At 66.5% G+C, this 22,998-nt stretch carries 17 protein-coding genes and 4 pseudogenes; 12 read left to right on the top strand and 9 right to left on the bottom strand.

Annotated elements, in window-relative coordinates:
• Positions 1 to 86 precede the first annotated feature (86 nt).
• Positions 87 to 236 (top strand): annotated as a pseudogene (locus ABH933_RS24065) (Gfo/Idh/MocA family protein); the annotation flags it as partial.
• 11 nt (positions 237 to 247) lie between these two features.
• Here the strand turns inward: ABH933_RS24065 and ABH933_RS24060 are convergent.
• Positions 248 to 379 (bottom strand): annotated as a pseudogene (locus ABH933_RS24060) (Gfo/Idh/MocA family protein); the annotation flags it as partial.
• Positions 380 to 479: 100 nt separating this feature from the next.
• On the opposite strand from ABH933_RS24060, the gene ABH933_RS24055 reads away from it, so the two are divergent.
• Complete coding sequence (locus ABH933_RS24055) at positions 480 to 1,454, top strand: pirin family protein (protein ID WP_429421332.1); 975 nt, start codon at positions 480 to 482, stop codon at positions 1,452 to 1,454.
• Between the two features lie 166 nt (positions 1,455 to 1,620).
• Here ABH933_RS24055 and ABH933_RS24050 read toward each other — a convergent pair.
• Positions 1,621 to 2,532 (bottom strand): annotated as a pseudogene (locus ABH933_RS24050) (NAD(P)-dependent oxidoreductase); the annotation flags it as partial.
• A gap of 121 nt (positions 2,533 to 2,653) precedes the next feature.
• Between ABH933_RS24050 and ABH933_RS24045 the strand changes: the two are divergent.
• Positions 2,654 to 3,031 (top strand): winged helix-turn-helix transcriptional regulator, encoded by a 378-nt coding sequence (locus ABH933_RS24045; RefSeq protein WP_429421334.1) that lies wholly within the window; start codon positions 2,654 to 2,656, stop codon positions 3,029 to 3,031.
• A gap of 16 nt (positions 3,032 to 3,047) precedes the next feature.
• Here ABH933_RS24045 and ABH933_RS24040 read toward each other — a convergent pair whose 3' ends face one another.
• Complete coding sequence (locus ABH933_RS24040; protein WP_429421336.1) at positions 3,048 to 3,896, bottom strand: hypothetical protein; 849 nt, start codon at positions 3,894 to 3,896, stop codon at positions 3,048 to 3,050.
• 2 nt (positions 3,897 to 3,898) lie between these two features.
• Positions 3,899 to 4,537: a lipoprotein LpqH gene (locus ABH933_RS24035; RefSeq protein ID WP_429421338.1), complete on the bottom strand. Its 639-nt coding sequence runs from the start codon at positions 4,535 to 4,537 to the stop codon at positions 3,899 to 3,901.
• A gap of 159 nt (positions 4,538 to 4,696) precedes the next feature.
• On the opposite strand from ABH933_RS24035, the gene ABH933_RS24030 reads away from it, so the two are divergent.
• From ABH933_RS24030 to ABH933_RS24015, 4 genes are all read left to right on the top strand, one after another.
• Entirely contained in the window at positions 4,697 to 6,007 is a 1,311-nt protein-coding gene (locus ABH933_RS24030; RefSeq protein WP_429421403.1) for a hypothetical protein, read from the top strand.
• Positions 6,004 to 7,215 carry a hypothetical protein gene (locus tag ABH933_RS24025; RefSeq protein ID WP_429421340.1) on the top strand — a complete coding sequence of 404 codons (1,212 nt, stop codon included), beginning with the start codon at positions 6,004 to 6,006 and terminating at the stop codon, positions 7,213 to 7,215. The genes ABH933_RS24030 and ABH933_RS24025 overlap by 4 nt, the downstream gene beginning before the upstream one ends.
• 125 nt (positions 7,216 to 7,340) lie before the next feature.
• Positions 7,341 to 9,005, top strand: coding sequence for a tetratricopeptide repeat protein (locus tag ABH933_RS24020; RefSeq protein ID WP_429421342.1), 1,665 nt, complete (start codon positions 7,341 to 7,343; stop codon positions 9,003 to 9,005).
• A 462-nt stretch (positions 9,006 to 9,467) separates the two neighbouring features.
• Positions 9,468 to 10,694 carry a CHAT domain-containing protein gene (locus ABH933_RS24015; protein WP_429421405.1) on the top strand — a complete coding sequence of 409 codons (1,227 nt, stop codon included), beginning with the start codon at positions 9,468 to 9,470 and terminating at the stop codon, positions 10,692 to 10,694.
• A 225-nt stretch (positions 10,695 to 10,919) separates the two neighbouring features.
• Here ABH933_RS24015 and ABH933_RS24010 read toward each other — a convergent pair whose 3' ends face one another.
• Positions 10,920 to 12,302, bottom strand: a complete 1,383-nt coding sequence (locus tag ABH933_RS24010; RefSeq protein ID WP_429421344.1) for a hypothetical protein — start codon at positions 12,300 to 12,302, stop codon at positions 10,920 to 10,922.
• A gap of 325 nt (positions 12,303 to 12,627) precedes the next feature.
• Here ABH933_RS24010 and ABH933_RS24005 point away from each other — a divergent pair, with 325 nt between their 5' ends.
• Both ABH933_RS24005 and ABH933_RS24000 read left to right on the top strand, forming a co-directional pair.
• Positions 12,628 to 14,595, top strand: coding sequence for a carbamoyltransferase C-terminal domain-containing protein (locus ABH933_RS24005; RefSeq protein WP_429421346.1), 1,968 nt, complete (start codon positions 12,628 to 12,630; stop codon positions 14,593 to 14,595).
• 219 nt (positions 14,596 to 14,814) lie between these two features.
• Entirely contained in the window at positions 14,815 to 16,113 is a 1,299-nt protein-coding gene (locus ABH933_RS24000) for an MFS transporter (RefSeq protein WP_429421348.1), read from the top strand.
• Positions 16,114 to 16,124: 11 nt separating this feature from the next.
• Here ABH933_RS24000 and ABH933_RS23995 read toward each other — a convergent pair whose 3' ends face one another.
• The 3 genes and pseudogenes from ABH933_RS23995 to ABH933_RS23985 form a co-directional block, all read right to left on the bottom strand.
• Positions 16,125 to 16,667 (bottom strand): maleate cis-trans isomerase family protein, encoded by a 543-nt coding sequence (locus tag ABH933_RS23995; RefSeq protein WP_429421350.1) that lies wholly within the window; start codon positions 16,665 to 16,667, stop codon positions 16,125 to 16,127.
• Between the two features lie 21 nt (positions 16,668 to 16,688).
• Positions 16,689 to 17,684, bottom strand: a pseudogene (locus ABH933_RS23990) (IS1634 family transposase); the annotation flags it as partial.
• A gap of 103 nt (positions 17,685 to 17,787) precedes the next feature.
• The gene (locus ABH933_RS23985) at positions 17,788 to 18,234 is read right to left on the bottom strand and encodes a GNAT family N-acetyltransferase (RefSeq protein ID WP_429421352.1); all 447 of its coding nucleotides are present in this window, start codon (positions 18,232 to 18,234) and stop codon (positions 17,788 to 17,790) included.
• Between the two features lie 651 nt (positions 18,235 to 18,885).
• Between ABH933_RS23985 and ABH933_RS23980 the strand changes: the two genes are divergently transcribed.
• The 3 genes from ABH933_RS23980 to ABH933_RS23970 all read left to right on the top strand — a co-directional run bounded on the left by ABH933_RS23980 (position 18,886) and on the right by ABH933_RS23970 (position 22,203).
• A complete protein-coding gene (locus ABH933_RS23980; protein ID WP_429421354.1) occupies positions 18,886 to 19,035 on the top strand; it encodes a hypothetical protein in 150 nt (49 codons plus the stop codon).
• Positions 19,036 to 19,171: 136 nt separating this feature from the next.
• Positions 19,172 to 20,380: an FxsB family cyclophane-forming radical SAM/SPASM peptide maturase gene (locus tag ABH933_RS23975; protein WP_429421356.1), complete on the top strand. Its 1,209-nt coding sequence runs from the start codon at positions 19,172 to 19,174 to the stop codon at positions 20,378 to 20,380.
• Between the two features lie 41 nt (positions 20,381 to 20,421).
• Complete coding sequence (locus ABH933_RS23970; RefSeq protein ID WP_429421358.1) at positions 20,422 to 22,203, top strand: HEXXH motif domain-containing protein; 1,782 nt, start codon at positions 20,422 to 20,424, stop codon at positions 22,201 to 22,203.
• Between the two features lie 68 nt (positions 22,204 to 22,271).
• Here ABH933_RS23970 and ABH933_RS23965 read toward each other — a convergent pair whose 3' ends face one another.
• Entirely contained in the window at positions 22,272 to 22,994 is a 723-nt protein-coding gene (locus ABH933_RS23965; protein WP_429421360.1) for a maleate cis-trans isomerase family protein, read from the bottom strand.
• Between the last annotated feature and the right edge of the window lie 4 nt (positions 22,995 to 22,998).

Here is a 22,998-nt window from a genome sequence, read left to right as displayed (position 1 = left end):
CGTACAGCTCGACTCGCCCGGGCGTGGCCGCCGACCACGGAATGAGGCACGGTCCGACGGAGCGGCGGCGCGACGCGGGGTGCACCGCCGGATTCGCGCAGCAGCTGGACGCCTTCGCGGCTGCGGTGCTGCGGGGCGAGCCGGTGCCGACCTCGCCGCAGGACTCGATCGAGAACATGACCGTGATCGACGCGATCTACCGAGCCGCCGGAATGCCTCTGCGCCAACCGAGTTGAGTGGTCCGGTCGGCCCGCGCGTGGTCGCGCGACGCCACCGCGGCAACGATCACCTCGGGGTTACGCGCGGCGGGGCGGATCAGGGCCGTCGGTGCGATGCGCGCGGCACCCAGGATGCCGATGCGCAGCGGGGCGTTGGTCACGGGAGAACCTTAACTTGCGGGCCTGGAATCCGTGGTCGTGATCGGCGCGCCCCGCCGCATGCCTATTCTGGGCATATGCCCCGCGACGGAAGGTGTGTAGATGAGCGACCTGGACTGTAGGCCAGATGTGGCGGCTCTGCCCTGTGCGGCAGGGCGACCGGGCCCGCGCGCCGACTTCTTCCCGTCTCGCGAGGTCCCCCTCGGCGGAGTGCGCGGCGTGACCGTGCACCGGTCCCTGCCGCAGCGCGGCCTACCCACGGTCGGTGCGTGGTGCTTCCTGGATCACTTCGGATCCGGCGGTCCGAAGACGCCCGCCGGTCACGACATAGATCCGCACCCGCACATCGGGCTGCAGACGGTGACGTGGCCCCTGGACGGTCGCATTCGCCACCGCGACAGCATCGGATCCGACGTCGAGATCCTGCCGGGCCAGCTGAACCTGATGACCTCCGGCCACGGCATAGCGCACTCGGAATATCGTGTGCCGGGCCATGCTTCGGGCGCGGGCCTGCAGCTGTGGATCGCGCTGCCCGACGAGGCCCGTGACACCGCACCGCATTTCGAGCAGCATCGCGACCTGCCCGCCGTCGAGCTGCCGGGGCTGCACGCGACGGTGCTCATCGGCACCCTCGCGGGAGCCACCTCACCTGCCAAGGCCTACACCCCGATCGTCGGCGCGGACCTGCGCCTGGACGCCGGAGCGGACGTAGAACTGCCCGTCACAACGGAATTCGAATACGCGATCCTCGTCGTCGAGGGCTCGCTCACCGTCGCGGACAACACCGCCGAGCCCGGCGAGCTGCTCTACCTCGGCAGCGATCGGCCCACCCTCATGCTCACCAGTTCCGCTGGTGCGCACGCCATCCTGCTCGGCGGTGAGCCGTTCGGGGAGTCGCTGGTGATGTGGTGGAACTTCGTGGCGCGCAGCCACGAGGAGATCGAGGCTGCCCGAAATGATTGGGAGGCACACGATCTTCTCCGCTTCCCCGATATCGCCGGGCACACGCCCGAGCAGCGCATCCCGGCGCCGCCGCTGCCCCCGATCCACTTGGCACCCAGGACACGGCGAATCTGACTGCCCGCCAGGGTGATACGAGTGAGCCCGTGGTGCTCGGCGCGTTGTGGTCGTCGGGGCGTAGTGCTGGGACGATCACGGCCGCAGAATGATTCGGTCGGCCGGAATCCGCCCGGCGTCCGCGGCGATCGCTGCGATCGCCGGACTCGCTGTGGTCCGGCAGGCGCTACTCCCCGCTCGTGCCGGGTGCGCGCATGAGCTCGTAGGTGGACACCGGGCGGCCCTGTCGCGCACTGGCGTCGATGGCGTTGTGCCAGAAGGCCTCTGCGGTACGGGAGAGGGCGGCATCGACGCCGACCTCCGCGCTGGCGTCGACGATGTGCCGGGCACCCGCATGCATCATCCGCAGTCCGGCCAGTTCGGCGTGCCCTCCGGTTCGGTTGCGCGCCGCGATCGCCTCCATGAAATAGGGAAAGGCGGCGTTGGAGCGCAGCGCGTACGGCAGGAATTGTGCGATGTCGTGCCCGGACTGGGCGATCATGGCCGTGGCCTGGTCGAAGGCCAGCAGCCAGGGGTGGAAGACGGTGAGCAGGCCCTGATAGAAGACCTGCGCCAGCCCGTCGTCGACGCCGAGATACTCCTGCGGGCCCAGCGGACGCAGCAGCCCGGCGTGGGCATCGAACACCTCGCGCGGTCCGCTGTAGAACAGATAGGAGGCCGGGTGGTCGAGGTTGTCGCCCGCCGACATCACACCGCCGGACAGGAATTCGGCGCCGTGCGAGCGGACCCATGCCGCGCCCGCGCGCGCCCGCTCGGGCGAATCCGACGAAAGATTCACGATCACCTTGCGGCCCAGGTGATTTGCTGCCTGGTTCAGCACGTCGTACATGGCGGCGTAGTCGGTGAGGCTCAGGACCGCCACCTCGTTGGCATCCAGCGCCTCGGCGACGGTGGCCGCCGCTGTGGCCCCGAACTCCGCCATGGCCTCGGCCTTGTCGGGGCTGCGGTTCCAGACCGCGACCTCGATGCCGCGGTTCCGGAACGCGGTGACCATCGCCCGGCCCATCGGTCCGAGCCCGAGGACGGTGATCGATCCTGTCGACGTGTGTTGCGCGGTCATGCGTTTCTCCTTCGATCTGCGTGGCGAACCGGTATCGGCGCCGGACTCCGATCGTGGTCGCGATCGATGTGCCCGGGAAGAACGCACGTTCGAGTGGGGTTGCTTACCGGCAGGTTCGGAATCTGGTCAGGAGGCCGCGATGGGAGTCGATGGTGAGGCGGATCACGATGTCTGCGGCATGTCGGTGGCCATCGACGCCGTGGGCGGCAAGTGGAAGCTGCACCTGATGTGGGTGCTCGGGGCGGGCCCGCGGCGGTTCGGGCAGATCCGGCGCGTCCTGGACGGGGTCAGCGAGAAGGTGCTGGCCGAGAACCTCCGCCAGATGGAGGCCCGGGGCATCGTGCATCGCGAGATCTATCCGGAAGTTCCACCGCGGGTGGAGTATTCGCTGACCGCGGTCGGCGAGGAGCTCAATACCGCGCTGCGCGCCCTGGGCGAGTGGGGCGACAGGCACCGCGACCGCCTCACTACGGACCAGCGCGACGAAATTACCGCGGCCCCGGGCGGTCCGCGGTAATTTCCCTTGTGCCGGTTCAGGTTTGGACCGGCAGCGCGAGGGCGACGCGGTCCTCGACACCGGGCAGGTAGTGCACCTGCACGACCCGGCCGATCTGGACGAGCTCGACACTGCCGGACGGGACGAACTTTTCGGTGTGAGTGGTGTAGGTGCTGCCGTCGGGCCGGGTCACCGCCAGATCGAGTACCACCTTGACGTAGCCGTCCCGGATTTCGCCCGGCACCGAGAGCGACTGGACGACGGCCTGGGCGGCGATGCCCCGGGCGGCGACGTCGAGCATGTCGCGGCTGGTCAGGCCACGCCGAATCATGTTCTCGTTCCACGCGTTCTGCATTGCCTCGCGGTCGCCGGACCGATCGATCTCGACACGGGGGACGGTAAGTCGGCGGAGCTTGCGGAGCCGGCGGGGTGGGTAGGAACTGTCGGTGCGGCCCGGGAGGTAGCGGACCGGGAGCACGACCCCGGGCCGCAGCAGCGCGAGTTCGGTCAGCGGGACGATGATCTTCGCCCGGGAGTCGAAGGTCTCGCCCTCGGTGCCCTGCACGCTCAGGTCCAGGCGGACCTGTGGCTGGTCGTTCACGCTCACCCCGGTCTGCCGGACCGAGGTCACAGTCCCGATGCCGACCAGGCCCGCCCGAAACGCCGCGCTGTTGCGTCCGGTGAAGGCCTGGCCGATGCCCTCGCCGCTGAAGGCGAACACGATCGGAACGACGGTGACGGCGGCGATCGGCAGCGCGATCTGCCAGCCGAACCATCCGAGGTCGCCCTCGAGGCCGGTGGACGGGTAGGTCAGTCCGTGCCAGAGGTAGTACCCGATGGCCACGACGGCGGCGACGAGCATCAGTGCCCGAATCCTGGGGGCCATGATCAGCCTCCGATCACGGTCGGGCAGGCGAAGGTGATGTCGAACTTCGAGGTCTTCGCCCCCGCGAGGGGATTGCTCGGGTCCGGGGTGCCGACGGCCTCACCGGTGACCCGGAAGGTGTTGCCGCTCTTGACGACAGACGCGGATCCACCCGGCGCGCCCTTGCCGAACCCGATGGCATACGGCAGCCCGGACGTGCCGTCCCTGCTTCCGGTGATGCCCACGGCCTGTACGGAGTTGCCGCCGGTGAGGGTGGCGCTCACCGCAAGATCGCCATAGGCCGAGTTGCCGGTATCGGTCAGGGCGAGGGCAAGCAGGCCACCCTGGCTCGCGCAGGTCGTCGTGAAATGTCCGGCGACCGCCTTGCCGGCCACCGACAGCGCCGAGGTGCCCGTGTCGGGCGCCGACGTGTCGGGCGGCGACGTTTCGGGCGTCGACGTGTCGGGCTGCGGCGGCGGTGGCGGCGGCGGGTGCGGTGGCCCGGGCAGCGCCAACACCGTCGACGACCCGGGCGCCGACGACGGGGGGACGGCCGGCGCGGGCGAGGAGGTCTTCGATGAACTGCTGCAGCCGGTCAGGGCCAGGGCGAGGGTCGCGGAGGCGACGACGGCGGCGCACCCGCGAATGGGAGTGGTGATCATGGGATTTCCTTCGGTTGGGATGCGGCTCGCCGGGGGTCGAGCCGATGGGGCAAACATAGAAAAGGCCGACCCCCTACCGATCCCAGGTTTCCACCGCGCCGACGGGTGGAGTAGGGCAGAAATACCATCTAACCTGAGCAAATGCGACGCCCTCGCGACATGGTGCTCCACGAGGCCTGGAGCACGCTCGACGGTGTCGAGGCGCTCAGCGGAGCCCAGGGCGGCCCGCTGCGCCGCACCGTCAAACTGATCCTCGACCCACTGGTGATCCGCCCCGTGCAGAATCCGCGGTGCGCCGGGCCGATCGTGACGGCCGAGGGCGCGGCTGAGGTGATCACCCTGGTACAGGCCGCCGCGCCGGTGCTCCGGGCCACCGCCGAATGGTTCACCCTGCTCAAGCAGGTCCGGCGGGGGCTGCGGATCACCGACGGAAACCCGCAGGACCTGTACTTTCAGCGCTGCTTCGAGCTGGCCACGGCCGCCGGTGCGCCGGACCGATCGCGGGACGGCGAGATCGTCGAGACGACGCTGCTCGAACTGCACGGGTTTGCCGCGGGCCGCACCACCCGGGCGCTGCGGGAGTATCTGACCGAGCCGGATCGGGCCCGCGAGCTGACCGGACTGATCCAGGTGGCATGGGCGCGCAGGCCGTTGCGTGACGTCGCGGGCGCGGATCGCACCGCCGAGCTCACCGCCCTGCTCGAGGTCTGCGTCGCCGCCCGGAGCCTGCGCGACGGCGGGCGGGCCGCGCTCGCCGAGTTCCTGGCCGGGCATGCCGGAACCCATTCCGGGATCCGATTGTGGTCCGCCGCAACCGATCCGAGCGCGCGGCAGCTCGGCCTGACCGAGCATCCGGCGCCCGCACCGCCGCCCCTGGGCTCGACCGCGTCCACGGCCACCTTGGCGCGGCCGTTCGATCGGTCGATCTATGAGCGAGTCTTCACCGTCCTGCAGGCGGCCCTGGACCGCGCGGACCTGCCGACCGTTCCCGATCTGGTCGGCGCGGAGATCGCACGCAGCTGTGCGCCCTGGGCGTTACTGGACGAGTCGCTGCGGCTGGCCGCCGCGGCCGGGGCGGTCCTGGCCCTGGGGCTGCGGCCCCTGGACGACGAGCCGGTGACCGGAACGGCCGCGCACCGAGTGATCAACGGGCGCTGGCGGCGCGAGGCCTACGTGCTGCAGGCCCGTCGCCTCGCGCTGCGGACGCCGGACGAATCCGGTGGCCCGCTGGACGCCGTCGCCGCCGACCTGCGCAGCCCCTGGCGGCCCTATCTGCGTCGGCTGTGGGTTCGGTTGCACGGGCGCGATGTCCGGGAGCTGCCGTTGCCGGACGGCGGCGAACTCTGGGATGTCCTGGATGGGGTCGCCAGGTCTGTGATGCTCGATCACCGGATGCGGGTCAAACAGGCACTTAGTACGAGTTCCCTAGCTGCCGAGGTGGATTCGGCGGAATCGAGGGCAATCCTGTGACGGATCGGATCATCGTGCGGGGCGGCCCGTCGGGCACGCTGTACCTCGGCCCCGAGACCGCGCCCGTGCTGGGTGAGGGCACCGCACCACTGGATACCGCGGTGCTGGAGGTACACGGCGGATATCTGGTGTGGAGTGTGCTTGCCGGGCAGCACTTTCCGGCGGCGGTCATCGACGATCTGGATGCCGCACAGGAATGGATCTGGGCGATATACGGCCCGCAGATCGCGCTTGCCGCAGCCGATTTCGACAGCACACCAGCGGAATTCGCGCCCGAACCCGGTCTGCCTATGCTGGTGGAACGGGCCCGCAAACTCGGCTATGCGCACTGGGCCGCGCGATGGTGGCCCGCCTCCACCCTCGACGACATCCCTCCGCTCGACGAACGGCTCGTCGATATCGACATCGCAACGCTCACAACCGAATGCGACCTCCTGGTCGATGGGGCCGATGCCCTGGACGGGCACACCGACGATGATCTCGCGACTGTCCCTGGACTCGACCGCGACGAGACTTCGGCGCTGGGTGGGGACCGCGACGAGAATTCTGTACTGGGTGTGGACGGTGACGAGAGTTCCGCGCCGGGTGTGGACCGTGATGGGAGCTCCGTACTGGGTGTGGACCGTGACGGGAGCTCCGCGCCGGGCACGCACCGCGACGGGAGGCCCGCGCCCGGCGTGGACCGCGCCGAGGATTACGCGCTCGCGGCCGGTCCGGCGGCCGACTTCGCGGTCAAAGCCCTGGTCCTTGCCCGCGGCTCCGGCGGCTGGGACTGGCGTCGCTGCCCGCCCGGCATCGTCGACGCCTCCGAACGAGCGCTGTCCTGGGAGGTCCGACGGCGCCCGGGCGTGACGACGATCCGGATATCCGCCGTAGCCGCGCCCCACATGCCCGCCGCCGTGCCGCCCCACCTGCGGCCTCGGGCGCTGGTCCGCACCGCCGCCGGGATCGCCGCCACCGAGTTGACTCTGGCCGGTGACGCCTGGACGGGATCGGTTCTCGCTCCCGACGAGTGGGAATTCACTCTGGCAGTGGAGATCCACGTACCCGGGGTCGGTCCCTCCGATACCGCCACTCCCGACGATGTGCGAATTCGCCCGCGGCTGAGGGAATTCGCCAGGAACCGCCTCCGCGACGCGGGCTCGGCGCCCGACGACACCATGCTGCTGGCCGAGATCGCGGCCGCCACCACGGATACGGACTTCTGACATGCGATGCGGGACAACAAAATCGCGGCGTGCGACCCCTCAGCCGACGCCATGGGATCGCACACACGAACCAACGCGTGATCCTGTCCGCGACGTGGCGACCGCCGAACCTCGGGAGCAGTGAGATGGACGAAGTCACCGAGACGGATGGATCCGATCAGCCACAGGCCGCGCCCCCCGAATCGGACGGGCGCGAGCAGTTGCGAGCCGGGGTTTCCGAATCGGGCGGTCGCGAGAGGCTACAGGCCGAGTCCTCCGAATCGGATGCGCGTGAGCAGTTGTCTGGTGGGCCCCCCGAATCGGACGGGCGCGAATTACTGCAAGCCGAGGCTACCGCCTATGGCAACGGTGACGCGACAGGCGCCTTGCGCATCTTCGAGGATGCGGCGCGAACCACCTCGGGACGAATCCGGTTGGCGGCCATGGTGAATGCGGCGAGCATGGCCGACGGGCTCGGCGAGCACCGGCGGGCGGTGAGCTGGTTTCGGACGGCGCTGGCCGAGATGCCCGGCGACGCCGGTGCGATGCGGCCCACCGCCCTGCTCAACATGTCGCAGGCGCTGCAGCATCTCGGCGATCTCGACGGGGCGCAGGAGGCGCTGAACCGGGCGCGATCGCTGCTGACGGACGATCCCGAGCAGGGTACGCTGCGGGTAGCCTGCCTGCTGTCATGCACGGCGGTGGCGATCCATCGCCAGCGCTGGGTGGACGCGATCGATCTGGCAACCGAATCACTTGATGCCGCACGGCATTTCGCGCCTCATCTGGCGGGGCATCCGCTGATGAATCTGGCCGCCGCCTACTTCGAGACCGGGCGCGGCGAGCTGGCCCTGGACTTCGCGCGCCAGGCGCTCGATGCTTTCGGCGCGGCCCAGGACGCCAACGGTGTCGCGGAGACCCAGCAGAATCTCGCGCTCATGCATATCAGGTCGGGACGCCCGCAGGAGGCGGAGCCGCTGCTGACGGCGAGCCAGGCGTATTTCGAGGGCGCCGGGTTGGGCCCGCGCGCTGGGATCGGTCTGAAGGCACAGGGATTTGCCGCCGAGATGCGTGGCGCGCATGCGCGAGCGTACGAGCTGTACCGGCGCAGCCTCGATCAGTTCACCGACTCGGGTGCCGTCCTCGAAGCCGCCGAAGCACGAATCCGCGTTGCGACAGCGGCCTTTTCGCTCGGCCGACACGACGAGGCGGGACGACTGTTCGGGGAATCGTTCCGGGTGTTCGCCGACCACGGCCTCGGATTGCATTGCGCGCAGGTCGATTTCTGGCACGCGCGACTGCTCGAATCGACGCTCGACGATTCCCGGCCCGACCCGCTGCGGCTCGTGGAGGCCCTGCGGCTCGCCGTGCCGTCGGCCTTGGCCATCGACGCCGTGCGCCACACCTTCCCCGGCGGGGAGCAACGTCACCGCTGGCACCGCGAACTCGCCGAACCTGCCATGCGGTCCGCCTTCCGGCTCGCCTACCGCAGCGGTGACGCCCGCCTCGTCTCCGATCTCATCGAGACCCAATGTGCTGGGGCGACAGTGAAATTCACCGGCCAGGCACCCGTCGGCCCCGCCGATCGGTGGACCGCGTTGGAACCACAGGAGCCGCCCGAGGCGCTCACCGGAAGCCTGACCATGGCCGCCGCCTTGGCCGAGGTCGCCGCGGGGGAGGGCGTCGCCATCGCGCCGCCGCCGCGCCTGCGGTACCACCCGGGCGGCCGAATAGTGTTGGAGGAATACATCGCCGAGGCTGAGCGCCGATACGGCCGTCGTATTCGCGACGACCGGATGCTGCCCGTATGAGCGAGCGCGACGAGGGAACCACGGGTACCGGCACCAGAAACGATGAAACCACGGGTACCAGCACCAGCGACGAGGGAGCCATGGGCCCAGCACCAGCGACAAGGGAGCCATGGGGTCCGGCATGGGTGACGAGGGGGCGTCGGTTCCGGCACGGGCGACGCGGGTGCCGTGGGTTCCGGAATGAGTGATGCGGGGGCGGTGGGTTCCGGCACGGGTGATGCGGGGGCGGTGGGTTCCGGCACGGGTGATGCGGGGGCGGTGGGTTCCGGCATGGGTGACGTGGGAGCGGTGGGGTCCGGCACGAGCGACGAGGTAGCCATGGGTTCCGGCACGAGCGATGCGGGAGCCACGAGCTCCGGCACCAGCAACGAGCGAGGCACGAGCATCGGCGTCAGCAACGACGCCGAGCACCCGCGAGAGACGGCCGTGACCGACTCGCAGCGGCCGACAGTACTGGTTCGCATGGCCGACGCGGGCGATCTCTACGTATCGTGGCGCTGGCGCGACGACATCACCGGCGGTGGAGTGGCGGCGATTCCCGAGGCGCAGGTGGCCGAGCTGGTGGCCCGCGTGAGCACCGCCCTGCCCGCCCCCTCCGCGGACCGGATCGAATCTGCTCTGACTGCAGGGGCATTCGCCGACTATGACTCCGAACACGAACTCGCTCAGGCGCTTTCGCGAACACTGCTGCCTCACGGTCTCGCCGCGCAGCTGCACGACTTGTACCTCCGCGGTGTGCGGCCGCACATCAGGCTGCAACCCTCGCCCCGGACGGCCCAGCTCCCCTGGGAGCTGCTGGCGCCCGATCCGGGTCTGCGCCTGCTCGACATCGCCGATATCAGCCAGCTCGCACCGGCAGGCCTGATCAACGCGCCCGGACGCGTACCCCGGTCGTGGGTGCAGACCCGGGACCTGCCGGTAGTGGCCGTACTCGACCCACGAGTACCGGGGTTCCGAGCCGATTCGGCCCTCGGCTCGGTGCTGGGACGGATGTTCGCGCACGCGCCGCTCACCGAGCGGATCGCCGGATACCTCGCCGACGATCGCCTGCGGCCCGCGGTGCCGGATCCCGTCGAGGCCTTTCGCCGCACCGATCAGGATCGGGCGTGGCTGAGCGCGGCGCTGCGGGCCGGTGCCTCCAGGCTGCTCTATGTCGGCCATGTCACCGCGGCCGCGCCGGAATCGGGGCGCAGCGAGGAGGCCCGCCTCCACCTCGCGTGCGCCGACGACGTCCCCGGCTTCGCCGCGCCGGAGCGCACCCACCGGCCGCTGTCGGCCCGCGACCTCATCCTCGGCACCCAGACCCTCGACGGCGCGGCCCGCACCGGTCCCGAGCTGTGGCCGATTCCGAGCCGCGTCGCACTGATCGCCTGCGAGAGCGGCGGCGACCTGCGCTTCGGTGAGACGCTCGGCCTCCTGGCCGCCATGATCAACGGCGGCGCCGAACTCGTCACCGCGGGCCGCTGGGCGTTGCCCACCGATCTGGCCTTCCAGCGCTTCGCGCACGTGGACGCCGCCCGCCGCCCACTGCAGGAGACCGTCTGCGCGATAGATGCCGCACACGAGCAGCCCGATCCCATTGCCGCGCTTATGCAATGGCAGCGCGAGCGCCTCGCGGCCTGGCGCGAGGAGCGCTCGGTGCCGGACTCGCCGATGCTGTGGGCGGCGTTCGCCACGGTGTCCGCGTGAGCTCGGGAAACTACGCCCGTGCTCGCTACGTCGGCTGCAGCTGCCGAAAAGCGCGCGGGCTCATGCCCTTCCAGCGGCGGAAGGCCTGCGAGAAGCTCGACACCTCGACAGACCCGAGGCGGTCCGATCTCGGCGACCGGCAGGCCCTGGGTGAGCACGTTCTCGTCCGCGTCGATGTTGCGCCAGCAGAGCGCCGAGAATCAGGCTCATCGACCAGCCGAGGTACTAACCACGTTGACGCAACTCGCAGTCCTGCCTGAACGATTCCTCTGCCGCCGCGGTCAGTAGTTGCGGCAGATCTTCGAGGATGTGCCCGGGTCCCGGTGGTGAAATCTTCCCGGCCGAAAGCAACCTGCTGCTGAGAGCGGCGATCAGCACCGCGAACGTGTTAGCGGAAGTGGGGTGATCCAAATGGCTCGGGTAGCGGGTGCCCAGTAGACCACCCAGTTGCCGCGATATACGTCGGCAAAGCTCCTGCTCCTCGGCCGTCGGCTGCAGTGCTTCATTGGCTGGGCATCGGCCGCGCCCGTACATGATCTCACTGGATTCTGGCACGATCCGGCCAAGCATCGTATGAGTGCACGCCGCAATTTTCTCGCTGTGCGAAAGGAATGACGGCCGTCCGCAGGCTGCTAAACGAAGCCCATCGGCCGTGGTGCTCACCCGAAATGGGTTCGGCTCCCGGTCGGCAAAGTAGACGGAATTGCCTACGGCGTCGGTTACCGCCGCGGTAACGGACAGTTCCGCATTGGCTGCGAGCAGCATGGTCGGCCATTGTTCCGGTGGAATCCCGGCGTCGGCCAAAGCTGCCATGGCCGCTTCCGTCGACACCGCCCCCAGCGCGCTCATTGAGATGTAGTTGGCCGGAAACTGCTTGAACATATCTGTCTGCAGACCGTTGTTCGCACGTTCCGGCTCCTTGTCGACATTGCTCCAAAAAGCGGCTGTCCGTACTCGGAAAGGAACTTGCATTTCTTCACTATAAGGTTCCCGAACCAGCGTGGTCGCAGAGCGGTTGACGCCCTCCAGGGCGGCCCGCTCCTCGCTGAGGAGTTGGTCGCCGAGGGCGCCGAGCTCCGCGGTGATCGACTTGTTGCACTGGTACAACGCCGCCAGGTGCTCCGGTGGCATCGAGTGCATGGCCACGTCGAAACACTCGGCCAACACGACCTCGAGAGAGGCGGCGACGCGAGCCTGATCGCCACTCAGCCAATAGTGGCGCGCGCCTTCCCAACTGCTGATGTTATCGATCGTGCGCCCGAGGTTCTGGTCGAGGAGCCGCTCGTCGATAGCCGAGATCGCATCATGGTCCGGATCCAGGAAGTCCAGGGCCGCGTTCAGCATGGCATAGCACACCTTGTCCGAAAAGACCCGCTGGATGCTACGACGCGCGTCGTGGACCACCCGGTGCGCGATGTGCAGCGGCTCCAACTGTTTTGCGCCGAAAATATGGTTGTCGCTATGGAATTCGACCAGAAACACACGTAGCCGATCGAGGTGCTCCTGCGCCCCGAGTGGATCCGACTTGATCAGGTTCGAGACAGCCAAGTCTTCTCGGTCTCGAGTCACGTAGCGGGAGTGCCTGGCTGATCCAGTGTCGATCGTCACGGCTACCAGCCTAGATTTTTGCCCGGAGGTTCGCCGGTAGTGGGAATACGAAAGTGCTTGCCCTGCAAGGCATACTGTTACTTCTCCGTAGTACCGAGATGTTGACTGGAAGGCCCTGCACTGGTGAAGATGTCGCAACGCTGGGTCGCTACGCGAGCCGGCGGATCTGACCACACCGCCGGCCTGGGTCACCGGCGTGCTGGCCGGCGCGTACCGGGAGGCGCTGCTGGTCGACCTGTTTCATGTGGCGGTCCGGCGTGGCACCACCACCCCACCCTGAATGGACACAAGATGGCGTGTTGCTTGGATGTAGCGATGGAACGGCATGAAATCGATGCGTGAACCAAACAAGGTGGAGTACGTTCTCTCAACTTACTTGAGCCCGCCGGGCCCCACGGCATTTACAACTATTAGGCATGACCAAAGCGTTGCCCTGTGGGCGATCCAGGGTGACGAGATATCGCTGGTTCGATACTGGGAACTGGAACGGATTTCGGGTATGAAACATCATCATATGCCGATTTACGACTCCACGCGCTCACCGATCGATCTGCTGAACGGCCTGCTTGCGCAAGAGAATTTAACGTTGGCCGATATTGCGGAGGTGTGGGGCACGCCAGGGCTGGCCTCTATGTCGGCGCTGCCGGATTATGCAACCCAGGGGTTGCCAATCCACAGCGTATCGCACCTGTTCTCCGGGCTCTGCTTGGATACCGATCGGTTTCGCGACTCGACAATTGTTGCGTTGGCGATGGACGGCGGGCCGGACTTCACCCTCGAGCAGGATCTACTCGGCGAACACTGGTACGCCGGAGCCGTTTCCCACGGTGGTGATTTGTCCTTGTTTCCGGTGGAATCCCCCGGCCTGTTGTGGCATGCCTCGAAGCGCCGCTTCAATCAGGAGCCGGGGACATTGATGGCCCTGGCGCACGCGTCACCCGTCAGTATCGAGTTCGATCAATCGAGCCTGCTGACCCAGGGATACTGGGGAGGCTTCTCGCTGTTCGATCGATGCGATGAGCTTGTTGCGTCAGTCGCCGATGCAGCCGACAACGCGATCCGATCCGGCATCGACGGCGATAATCCGTTCAGTCGTGACGAATTGGTCGCAAGCGCGACGATGAAGGTTATCGAATCCGTATCGAAATCGATCGTGGAGCGGTCGATCGACAGGCTGCTTTCGGCGAAAAGCGTCGATCCCGGCGACGCATTTCTTTCGATGTCGGGCGGCTTCGCGCTGAACTGTCCGACAAACTCACATCTGTTGGCCAAGTATGGATTCCGCGGGCTGCTCGTACCGCCCTGTGCGAATGATTCGGGGCAGGCGCTCGGGATCGGCCTGCTCGGCTTCTATGCCAGGGGCGACCTCGATACCAAGAACGTAAGAACTGGGCTGCCTTATCGGGGTGACGACGGACTGGACATCGCCTCGGCCCTGGCGGTATTCGGTCGGCACATTCTCGACGTGCGCGATTTCGACGCGACGACCTTCGTCGATGATCTGGAGAACTATCCGGTGGCGTGGGTCGACGGCGCCGCGGAAGTCGGACCGCGTGCGCTGGGCCATCGAAGCCTGTTAGGCGATCCGCGCCGAATCGAAACCAAAGACATCCTCAACCGAATAAAGCAGCGCCAGTGGTGGCGGCCGGTGGCACCGATCGTGTTGGAGGATCATGTGGCGCGATGGTTTACCGATGGACGCCCTTCGCCGTTCATGCTGGAGACTTTCCCGATCGATCCCGAATTCCGATCACTCGTGCCCGCAGTCGCACATATCGACGGGAGCGCAAGGATCCAGACTCTGTCGACCTCCGATGAACCTTTTCTCGCTGCCGCGATCGACGCGTTCTATCGGAGAACCGGCGTGCCTATTATATGCAACACATCGCTGAACGACGCCGGCGAGCCAATTATCAACAACGCGGAGCAAGCGCTCAATTTCTGCCTCCGCAAGGGTATTGCCGTCGCTTACATCGGCAAACGCCGGTATCAGCTCGACGTATCACATGCGAGCGAGTCCAGCGAGCCCCAGCCGCGGCCGTGGGCCGATTTCTACCGGACACAGAACGCTCGTCCAGCGGCTGTATACAATGAGGATGTCGATCCTGAAATTCAGCTACTTCTCCTCATGTGGCCCTGGCTACGCCGGCTCGCGGACGAAGGGCAGACAAGTCAGTTGAAGTCGATCGCGCGACTGATAGCCAGCCGCGACGAGACATTCGACAGGCGTGTTCCTCAGTTTCACCTGTACTGGCGAAACATGTTGGAGCAAAATGTTTCCGGAGCCTCATAGCCCCCGTGGTTTCTCGACCCGCTGGTGTCGGTGGGCAACCACTTCTCGATTCGGCCCGCTGTGGACTTCCTCTCGCTGGGAAGTGGCAAGCAAAGAAGGCGCGCGACACTTGTACATGCCCTCACAGTCGCCCCAATACTCATCCCGCTCCTGGCGCCCTGGATCATTCGTGCAGCATGAAGACCCGGCCCGCGTGGGCCACAGCAGTCTGAGGTAACCATGCCGAGCATTCTCAAAAACCGGGACTTCATGCGGCTGTGGTTCGGCAATACCGTCGCGTATGTCGGGCTCAGAGGGGCGAGTTTCGCCTATCCGATTCTGGCGCTGGTCATGACCGGTTCGCCGATCTCCGTGAGTTGGGTGTCATTCGCGCTGTTACTGCCCAGTATGATCTTCGAGGTTCCCTCGGGCATCGTGGCGGACCACTGGGACCAGCGGCGGACCCTGGTGAGATGCCAGTGCATGGGCCTTGCCGCTACGCTGCTGGCGGCGATAGTGACCGTCGCGCATCCGTTCGGGCTGACACTCCTGCTGTGCATAGCGAGCTTCATCGAGGGAACCGCCTACGTCTTCTTCAGCACGAGCGAGTTGGTTGTGGTCCGTGACATCGTCACGGAAAGCGAACGGCCCGAGGCATTCTCGTTTCTCGAGGCCGAGCAACCCTTCGCCAACATGGTGGGCCGGATGCTTGGTTCGGCGACCTTCGGCATCGCCCGCAGCCTGCCCTTCCTCGCCAATGCGGCCGCGTATCTCTACTGTCTGTGGACCCTGGCCAAGCTACGCACCCGGATCCCCGCGAAATCGGAACCGAATGGCCGCAAGCTTGTCCAGATCTGGAGCTGGGGCGAGACCACGGCCGGTATACGGGAGTTGTGGGGCGATCCGTTCGTGCGCGGCGCCACGGTCGTTCTTGCGGTGACCAACGCCATCTTTCAGGTCGTCGTTTTGATCCTTACGTTGAAGGTCAAGGATGGCGGCCATTCCGTGTGGATGATTGGTGTGGTACTGGGGTCTACCGGCCTGGGCGGCATGCTCGGTGCAGCCGTCGCGCCCCGGATCGCCGACCGGCACAGCCCGAGGATCGTGCTCATTTGTGTGGGGTGGGCGTGGGTCGCGTGCGGTGTGGCCGTTGCCGCTAGTTCCAACGTGGTGGTGCTCTGGTTCGGTTTCGCGGGCGTCGGCTACGCCGCCGCGATCCTGGGCGTTTCCCTCACGCTGCATCGAATGCGTGCCTTCCATGAGGACCACGTCGGTAGGATCTGGGGCGCAACCAAGTTCATCGCCCACGGCTGTTCGGCAATTGGTGCGCTCGTCGCCGGGACGCTGGTGGAATGGCTCGGTATCCGGGCAACCGGGTGGGTACTGGTGGTCGGACTGGTTCTGGTGGTGCGGTATGCCCGTGGCCTACCGGAACCGTGGAGGCCGGAGCCGGCCCCGGCACCCGTCCTTTCGGAAGGGGCCACCAATTGGATCGCACAACTGTCCCGCAAGGGACCGGTTGATCCGGACGGCCGGTGATCCAACCGGGCTCAGGCCAGCAGCTTGCCCCAACGAGGGGCAAGCAGGGGAGCGCCCGCGAGCTGCAGGCAGCGCCATAGCGTCACCGCGACCGAGTCGAGTACCGCGACGCCGGTGCGTGATTCCAGGTCGGCGACGATCGGTGCGCCGTACAGGTTGGTGCACAGGAAGATCAGTGCGTCGGGGTGACCCTGGGTCAGTTCGAGCGAGCCCGGGAGGAGTTCGTCCGGCCGGACGCGGGCGAAGGACTCGTTGTCGCTCAGGCCGAGTGAACGGTGGCCGGTGACCCGGACGCCCTCCTCGGTGTAGCGATCGATGATGCGGTCGTTGACATCCGGGGTGTACGGGGTCATGAGGCCGATCGTGCGGGTGCCGAACTCGGTGAAGGCGTCGAGATAGGCGAGGGTCGAGGTGGTCGCGGGAATGCCTGTGGCGGAGGTGATCTCGGCGGCGATCTGCCGGTCGTGTTCCGGTCCCAGCCAGGAGCCCGAGGTGCCGTTCCATGTGATGACGTCGACGTCGGCGGTGGCGAGCAGTTCGGCGGCCCGCCGCATGCCCTCGACATCGAACCTGAGTTAGGACATTTGGCTTAGTGTGTCGGTCCCGCCGTCGATGGCGGCGAGTATTTCGGCTCGAGCTGCGGGAATGTCGGGTGGGAACGTTTGGCTGGTGCCGTTGATCGTGATCGTCGCCGACCGCAACGGCCGCAGTTGCTTGACCACGTTCGCGATGGACAGGCCCGTGAGGGCCTGGACCCGGCGGGCGACCGCGAGCGCGGTGAACACGATGGTCAGGTTGGCCTCGATCGCATCCCGGGTCCGGTGGAACATCGGCCGCGCCTGCAGATCAGTCTTCGACATGCGAAAAGACTGCTCCACATGCCAAAGCTCGTGATATTTCGCCATCACCTCCGCGGCCGGCATCACCTCGACCGCGACGTTGGTGACGTAGCCTTTCAACCCGACCAGCGACCGCGCCCGCTGCAACGCCTTGTCGTCCAGAGCCCGGTCCTTGCCTGCGATTTTCACGAATCGCGTTGCCTTCACAGCCTTGTCGCCGGCGACCACGGCCCGGGCTTTGGCTTCCTGGGCGTTGAGCGTGATCGTGTCGCGTTTCGCCCGGGCCGCCGAGTAGTGCCAGATAGCCCGCCAAGCCCGCGTGTTGTCGGGGGACCAGACCGGTTCGGCACGTTTCTTGCGGTCGTTGACGTGGGTGTTGGAATGGCGCGGGGTGACAGTGTCGATGATCTGCCCGTCGTGGAAAAGGTCTCCGTGCCAATGGAAATGCGACGCCAGATCACCGGGCGCCTTCACGGTGCGTGAGCCGACGATGAACGACATCCCGGCCGTGTCGAGCTCGGTCAGGTTGCCCACCGACAGCATCCCGGCGTCGGCGGCGATCACCATCGGGGTATCGGCGAGGCCGTGGCGGGTGCGGAATGCCTCGACCACCGGCAAGATCGTGGTCGTTTCGGCTCGGTTCCCCTCGAAACAAGCGATCTCGAGGGGAAACCCGAACCTGTCCACCAGCAACCCGACCACGATCTGCGGATCAACCCGCCGCTCCTTCGACCGGAGCCCTGGAGGCGTGCGCAGGTCTCGAAGCCCGTTGTCGCACCGCGTTCCGCCAACTGGATCGAACAACTCGCCCGGAAGTCGCCGGAGTGAACCGAATTCAGGGCTTCAGATAGTACATGATCAGAGGAATCTGTCTTCCGACGCGGATCGGGCCGCTTTCGTCACGGGCAAGGTTACCGGCGCCGTCGGTATAGAATTCGGGGCAGCCGAACTCGAGCCACCGCGCCGGGGGCTCTCGACGCGGGTCGTCCAGCGCGATGCTGGTGTCCTCGACGAATCCAGCTTTCTTGTACGCGGCCATCGCTCGGGTTCTCTCGGTGGTGCTCGTGATCACATCTCGACGACCTCTACACGCGCGAACCGCATCCATTAGTTTGCCGGCCAATCCGGTGCCGTGATATTGTTTTCGCAGGTACCACCCTGAGACCTGTCCGGTCCGGTCGTCGAGGTTCGCATAAGTCAGATAACCAACGACGGTGTCGTCGTCGGCCGCGGCGACGAATACTCTGGTGTCACTGTTCCGTGATCGGCTGTTGTAAATCACCCTCGTGAAGATCGCTTGATATCTGGACGCTGTATCAACGGCAAGTCGCGGTGCCCATTGCTCACCGCCCGGCAATGGCGAGAAGGCTTCCCTGGTTCCCTCCGCCAGCGTCTCACACATGCCACGGACGTCTTCCGTGATTGCCTCACGGATCTGCAGCCGTCGAGTACCGACCTGCAAGTCTCGTGCGACAGTCGTCCGACCCACGCATGCCGGATTTTCGAACATTTGTAACCGCCCTTCGTTAGCCTGGCGCCGGGATGCGAAGCGTCCTGATGACCGCAGGCGTGAGAGCGCACCGAGTTGGACAGCGTGTCTGCATTCTTGGGGGTGCGCAGAATAGCAGTCGTGGGCCGCCGAGGACAGGGTATCAGGTCCTCTGTGAATTATTGATCTCCACGGGACTTCCGCCCAGCTTTATGGGCGACCGAAAAACATCAGTAGTCGGGCTGCAGTGGCGGCCTCGCGATCCCCATTCTTGGGAATTGCTCGGTGCGCACGGCGTGATTCATATCCTATATTTAACCCGCCGGGATGTTGTTGCCCGGCTGAATTCCGCCCTTCCTGCAGGCGCGATCGCCGGCAAGGCTGTCGACACCATGCTGGGGATTGCGGCATGTGGGCGAAGTCGAACACGAGAGGAAGTTCGTCATGGGAAAACTGAGTGAGCTGGCCGGGAAGAACCTGGACCAGTTGCTGCAGGATGCGAGCCCCGCGTTGCGGGCCGCAGTGGAACGGCACCAGGAACCGGCCCGGCGTCCCCTCCACAATTCCTTCGTCGGTCCGGTGCGCGCCGGTTAGGCACTGCGGGGCGGCCGATGAGTAGCCGCCCCGCCCAGTAACGGGCCGACGAGCTGGTCATCGTGGTCAATCAATCCGTGGGCGGACGTGCTGCCGGCCACGGTACCGGCCCGCATCGGGCCCGAGGAGGATTTCGGTGTCGACCGGAAAATACTGGCCCGCAGAAGGTTTGGATGTTTCCGGACTTCGGGCCGGCGGATGGGCCCCGCTGCCGTTCACGGAGTACGTGATCAAGATCCACAGCCGGTGCAACCTCGCGTGCGACTACTGTTATATGTACGAGATGGTCGACCAGAGCTGGCGAGATCAGCCAAAGGTCATGGATCGCAAGGTATTCGAGAACGCCTGTCGGATGATCGCCGAGCATGCAGCGCGATTCGGTGTGCGCGAGGTTCAGCTCGTCTTCCATGGCGGTGAGCCGCTGCTGGCCGGGTACGAGAATCTGGACCGGTACGCCCGAATCGCGCGTGAAATCCTGGAACCTGTCACCGCGGTGGAGTTCGGCCTGCAGACCAACGGCGTGCTGCTGGATCGGAAGTTTCTCGAGATCTGCGATCGATGGTCTATCCGGATAGGTGTGAGCGTGGACGGCGACGAGCGCGGGCACGACCGGCATCGGCGTGATCGCCGCGGACGAGGTAGTTATGTGCAGGTAGTGGCCGGACTGGAGCAGTTGCTCGACGACCGCTACCGCCATCTTTTCTCGGGAATATTGTGCACCGTCGATGTGGCGAACGATCCGATGGCGACCTATGAGGCGTTGGTCGGGTTCGAGCCTCCTGCGATAGATTTCCTACTGCCACACGGCAATTGGCAGTCCCCGCCGCCGCAGCGAACATCCGACCCGGCCACGACGCCATACGCAGACTGGTTAATCCCGATATTCGACCGCTGGTACGGCGCACCGCGGCTGGAGACCCAGGTGCGGCTGTTCGACATCATCATCCAACTGCTGCTGGGTGGCCGGGACGGTTCGGAGTCGCTCGGGCTGGCGCCGATACAGCTGGCGGTCATCGAGACCGACGGCAGCCTGGAGCAGGTTGACGAACTGAAGTCGGCGTTTGCCGGCGCCACCCGGCTTCCGATTGGTGGACAGGGCAATCCCCTGGATCTGGCGCTGACTGACCCACATATCGTCGCGCGTCAGATCGGCGCCGCCGCGCTGAGCGAGGACTGCCTGGCTTGCCCGGTACACACCGTCTGTGGGGGCGGGCACTATGTGCACCGGTACCGCCCAGACACCGGTTTCCGCAACCCGTCGGTTTACTGCGCGGATCTGAAGAAACTCATCGAGCACATCGAATCCCGCGTGCGCGCCGACATCGTCGCGGCGCTGGTGCGTTAATTTGGACACCGCGCGCAGGCGCTGAAAACCGGAACGAGAAAATGGCCGACAACACCGACGTTTTGGCAGACATGAGCACCGGACACGGCAGTCCCGCCGCGATCCAGGCGCTCACAGAGAGTCTGCTCGTGACCCGAACAATTCTGTTGCGCAAGCTGATCGATGAGATTACGGCAGAGCTGCCGGAACAGGCCGCAGCCTCCGGGCTGCCCGATGCCTTTGCGGCGCTGAACGATCTGATGCGTGAGGCGCCGGACACCGCCGTGTGGGTGCTCACACATCCGCATCTCGGCAACTGGATCAGCCTGATGCTGCTCCGGATTGGCGCCGGTGCCACCGACTCGGCAGCGCCGCTGTGGGCCGATTCCGGCTATCTGGGTTGGCTGCTCGCCGCGGCGGCGATCAACGACCGGTTCGCGGACACGGTGCACGTCGTCATCCGCAACGGCGAGGTCGTGTTGCCGTCCGTCGGGCTGCTGCGGCCGGCTGCGCCGGACTACTGCGGGAGCGGCCGTGTGCACTACCGGCCCGACGGTGTGGTCCGGCTCGACTGGGACGGCGGATCGATCGATATCGCCAGTACCGCAACGGAATCCGATATGTGGCTACCGATGCGCAACGCGGGTGGTAGCGAGTCGATTCCTGCTGTGGCGATCGATGACGTGGATCCGTTCCGCGACTCGACAGTGTCCGGGGCGTCGAACCCGCCGCGACTCACACCGGACCAGGCAGCGCGCTGGCGGCGCGATTTCGCGGCGGCCTGGCGTCTGCTCGATGCGGAGCTGCCCGCATACTCGTCGGTAATGCGGGAATGCCTGACCGTGATTGTCCCGCTGAGCGACCGGCCGCGGGTGCCCAGCGCGAGCCATACCACGAGCACCGGTCCCGGCTGCGTGTACACCACCACACCGGTCGATTCCTGTCAGCTCGCGCTGACGCTCGTGCACGAGATCCAGCACTCGAAGTTCAATCTGCTGCTGGACCACACGGTGTTGTTCGATGCGGTTCCGGTGTGCCGGTTCTACGCACCCTGGCGCGACGATCCGCGGCCGATTTACGGTCTCATGCACGGCATTTACGCCTTCTTCGGGGTGACTGACTTCTGGCGGGTGCACCGTCATTCGGCGTGCCACGGATCGCTGCCGTCGCACGTGGAGTTCGAGCTGTGGCGTGGGCACGTGCAGGGGGCCATCGAACAGGCCCTGGCCTCCGATCTGCTGACCCCGGACGGCATCGACCTGCTGAATGCGTTGGCCGACCGCATGCGTCCATGGGGCGATGTGGAGGTGCCGCTGCAGGTGCGGCACGCGGTCGGCGAGAAAGCTTCGGCGCACCGGACCTATTGGCAGGTGCGCAATTTCGACCTCGATCCGGCCGACGTGGAGGGGCTTGCCGCCAGGTGGCGCGCGGGAGAAGGGGTGCCCGCCCAGCTGCCTTCCTCTCGATCGGTCGAGCAGGACGATATTCCGGAGCAGCATCGGACACTGCCGCTCGCCGCTCAGCTGTGTACGCTCGATCCCGTTGCCGCGCAGGAATTGTCCGATTCGGATCAGCCCGACGGCGACCGTGCCTACCTCGCGGGCGATCTCGACGAGGCCTTCGCGCGGTACCAGCGCGAACTACACGAGGACCCCATCCGGCCGCAAGCATGGGCGGGGTTGGCGTTGGTCCTGCCGAAGCTGTTCTCCGAGGGGGACTTCGGCATTCTGCGGACTCGTGCGGAGGTGGCAGCGCGGCTGTGGCAGGCCGTGCGAGTGGACTCGGACATCGTCGAGCTGGTGCGTTGGCTGTCGCCGACGTCCGATCAGACTCCGCTGCCCTGAGAATCGTTTTCAGAACTCTGCATCCTGCGGTCCGGCGAAGGCCAACGCCGTGTCAATCCAGCCTCAGCTCAGGTCAGCAGCTTTCCCCAGCGCGGGTCGAGCAGCGGAGCATCGGCTAGCTGCAGGCAGCGCCATAGTGTCACCGCGACCGAGTCGAGTACCGCGACGCCGGTGCGTGATTCCAGGTCGGCGACGATCGGTGCGCCGTACAGGTTGGTGCACAGGAAGATCAGTGCGTCGGGGTGACCCTGGGTCAGTTCGAGCGAGCCCGGGAGGAGTTCGTCCGGCCGGACGCGGGCGAAGGACTCGTTGTCGCTCAGGCCGAGTGAACGGTGGCCGGTGACCCGGACGCCCTCCTCGGTGTAGCGATCGATGATGCGGTCGTTGACATCCGGGGTGTACGGGGTCATGAGGCCGATCGTGCGGGTGCCGAACTCGGTGAAGGCGTCGAGATAGGCGAGGGTCGAGGTGGTCGCGGGAATGCCTGTGGCGGAGGTGATCTCGGCGGCGATCTGCCGGTCGTGTTCCGGTCCCAGCCAGGAGCCCGAGGTGCCGTTCCATGTGATGACGTCGACGTCGGCGGTGGCGAGCAGTTCGGCGGCCCGCCGCATGCCCTCGACGTCGAACTGGCGGTCCGAGCCCGCATCCAGGGCGATGCGGGTGACGGGGATGCGCGTGGAATGGATCGTGACATCCGCACGGTCGCCGATGATTCGGTAGCTCATCGGCTCGAGACACGTGTTGGACGACGGCACGATCATGCCGATCCTGGTGGTGCGCTGGGTATCCATCGGG

The organism is Nocardia sp. GP40, from assembly GCF_050434125.1.
GTDB classification, from domain to species: Bacteria; Actinomycetota; Actinomycetes; order Mycobacteriales; family Mycobacteriaceae; genus Nocardia; species Nocardia albiluteola.
This window is presented reverse-complemented; position numbering and strand designations above follow the sequence as displayed.